The organism is Salinimicrobium profundisediminis, from assembly GCF_026241755.1.
Classification (GTDB): domain Bacteria; phylum Bacteroidota; class Bacteroidia; order Flavobacteriales; family Flavobacteriaceae; genus Salinimicrobium; species Salinimicrobium profundisediminis.
This window is the reverse complement of the sequence record NZ_JAPJDA010000050.1, coordinates 1-2,790: the sequence shown is the minus strand read 5'-3', so window position 1 is coordinate 2,790 and position 2,790 is coordinate 1. Positions and strand designations below refer to the sequence as shown.

Here is a 2,790-nt window from a genome sequence, read left to right as displayed (position 1 = left end):
AGCAGGCAACCTTCGACCTAAATGAAGAAGCATTTGGAAAGGTTTTGTATACAGAATGAAGTGGCTGAATAATGAAAGAGGAAATGCCGCGATTTTCATGCTGTGGCTCCTTGGGATCGTGGCAATCATATTTGTCCTGACGATTAATAGAGTAAAAGTCTATATTGTAAAAGAGCATAGCAGTCTTTCCGCAGAGCAGGCCGCTTTAGCAGGAACGGCAGTACTCATAGAAAATACAGCACAAGCCATTGAGAACTATGAAAGAAATCCGAACTACTTGTTAATAAGAGAATTGCATGAAAATGAAGTAGCAGATGGAAAGCCGATCTCCGCCTTAATTGAAGAGAAAAAGAATGAATATGTAAACAGCGGCCGTGATGAGTCGGCTGCCTATATTGAAGCGGCAAACGATATTTTGACAAAAAGCAGGTTAAATTGGAATGGTTTTTTAAAACAAGAATTAAGAAGAGAATTATCAGAAACGAAAGCTGGTGCAGAAGCTTTAGTTCGTTCGGCTGTCATGAATGTTATTAACAGTAATCATGCCAGAACAGAGGACACAGTGATCTCATTTTCTCTTGATAAATGGCGTGTTGAGGTGGAATCAACGGTTCGATTTGAATCTGTTTCGGATAATAAGTATATTTCCAGATTTATAGAAGATATTCCGCAAAAAGGGTATGGACCAACTCTTGCTTATATGGAAAATGTATATGCAAGCGGCATGAGCTTCCCAGAAATCCCTGAAGAAGAATCAGAATAAGATCAAACGGAAGAACTGACCTTTATTTGCAGCAGGTTCAGTTCTTTTTTCACATTCAGTGTCCTTTCTATTAGCGGATCGCTAAACAGTCTGGCTGTCTTTTTTAAGAAAATAGAGGTGTTTATAGTGAACTTAGGAGCATTCCGTGAGGTTCCGCTGGCTGATAATATAATCTATCTATGGATCTTACCAAGTTTAGCGATTTTAGGTTTTATGTTCTATCCAGAAGCAGAGCCCCTTGCCGTGGTTATTGGCAGTGCAGTGATCTTTTTGATGATTGTATTATCAGTTTTGATGAAGATAAAAAAGTGGCATTATTATTTAGGGTTTAGAGGATTGGCTGCAGTAATTTATCTTGACCTTACTTCTGTGTTTATGGCTTTGACGATCATAAGAGCCGGCGGTGGCGTCGTGATTTCAAGCATGTTGCTCGTGATGTTAATCTTAACCATTTTTATTGCACTTAGATTCCCGAATTTTGTCCTAACAGAAGCAAATGAACCTCGTACGAAGATTGGGAAGACGATTGTTTCCTTTGCCTATTTGGGAAGCGCGGCGGCTGCGGCGATTGGGTATTGGTCTGTAAATGGTTTCGGGGCAAGCCTTGTATTAACTATTGTGTTTGTTTTGTTTCTTATTGTGATTGCTTTAGCTCACGCAAGTTTTCGTTTGACATTGAAACGGTCAGAGTAAAAGCAGGAGTTTATATTATAGAATTTTAATCTTCTATAATATAACTGTGTTTGGTGCGGCAGCTTAATCAAAGAGATAAACTTTGAAAAAAAGTAGGTCATTTAATGAAAAAAAGAACTTTACTAATCATTTCAATTATTTATAACGCGGTTATTTGGCTTGGGATTATGCTCCCTCTTTATTTCGAGGAAAAAGCAAATGGCGAAATATCCAGAGAATCAGCTCTATATATAGCCTTTCCTACAATTCCGTTTATGATAATTGGTGTTATTATGACTGGGGTAGCTATATCTCCTAATAGGAATGGCGATGATAGGGTGAATAAAAAGTCTGTATTGTTTGGAATCGTATTGACGATTGGATTCCTGGGATATCGAGTGGGGATGTCATTCATTAATGATTAAATTAAATCTGTGTAAATAAGGTGCGGAAGAATTTATAATTTCGAACATATTATCTTATGGATTAGGGATGGCGGTGATTAATTCATCTTTTATAAAAGAGACCTTTGTGAAAGCGAGGTTATTAAATGACAAAACGAACTTTATTAATCTTATCAATTTTATATAATCTTGCAATCTATGGGATCTCCCTTGGAGGACTTTACCTAGAGGAACAAAAAGAAGGAAAAATGACTGGGGATATGTTCCTTTTACATGTTGGTGTTGCATTTCCTTTTATGATCATTGGTCTCATTATGATCGGAACCGCGGTGTAACCTGATGCTGAAGGGAAAAAGAGGGTAAACAGAAAGTCTGTTATTTTTGGGATTGTGCTGGGAATTGGGTTTATATCCTATCGATTAGGAATGTCTTTAATTGGAGAATAGACTAAGTTTTTCACCATGCCAGCCTGCTAATCATTTAGTTCACGTGATAAAACCGGGATTAGTTAATTTTACCCAGAAACCTTTCTACTGAAATTCCGTAAACATACATAAGAAATAAGCGCAAAGGGAGGAAAAACATGATTAAAAAAGCACCATGGTTATTCATGCTCTTTTTATCGGCGTGTTTGCTTCTTTTAGCTGGCTGTGCTGATAAAACTGATAGCACTAATAACCAAGAAGAAGAGGAGACAGAGAAGGCTGATCAATATGACCAGTTAGCACAAGAGAAAAATGAGGAACTGGAGCTCGAACCGCTTGAGCTAACTTCTTATAGCGAAGAAGTAGGAGCGAAGATTGCCGAGCCTGCATATAAGCATTTTGCTGCAAACGGCAAGGTAACCGTTGAAGGCACAATTGAAAAGCATGCTGAGTTGAAGTCAGACTACGTTTGGATAAAAATTTATGCAGACGAGGAAGGCCCTGCGGGTGATAAGCATGAGTATTA

The 2,790-nt window shown here is 38.1% G+C and carries 4 protein-coding genes; all 4 read left to right on the top strand.

Annotated features, from left to right (window positions below):
- Positions 1-55: 55 nt before the first annotated feature.
- Positions 56-763 (top strand): hypothetical protein, encoded by a 708-nt coding sequence (locus OQ279_RS18170; RefSeq protein ID WP_266071279.1) that lies wholly within the window; start codon positions 56-58, stop codon positions 761-763.
- A 126-nt stretch (positions 764-889) separates the two neighbouring features.
- Entirely contained in the window at positions 890-1,456 is a 567-nt protein-coding gene (locus OQ279_RS18165) for a hypothetical protein (protein ID WP_066450429.1), read from the top strand.
- Between the two features lie 104 nt (positions 1,457-1,560).
- Positions 1,561-1,860, top strand: a complete 300-nt coding sequence (locus tag OQ279_RS18160; RefSeq protein ID WP_066450423.1) for a hypothetical protein — start codon at positions 1,561-1,563, stop codon at positions 1,858-1,860.
- Positions 1,861-2,422: 562 nt separating this feature from the next.
- Positions 2,423-2,790 (top strand): hypothetical protein (locus tag OQ279_RS18155; protein WP_266071276.1); only part of this gene is annotated, 368 nt, incomplete at its 3' end.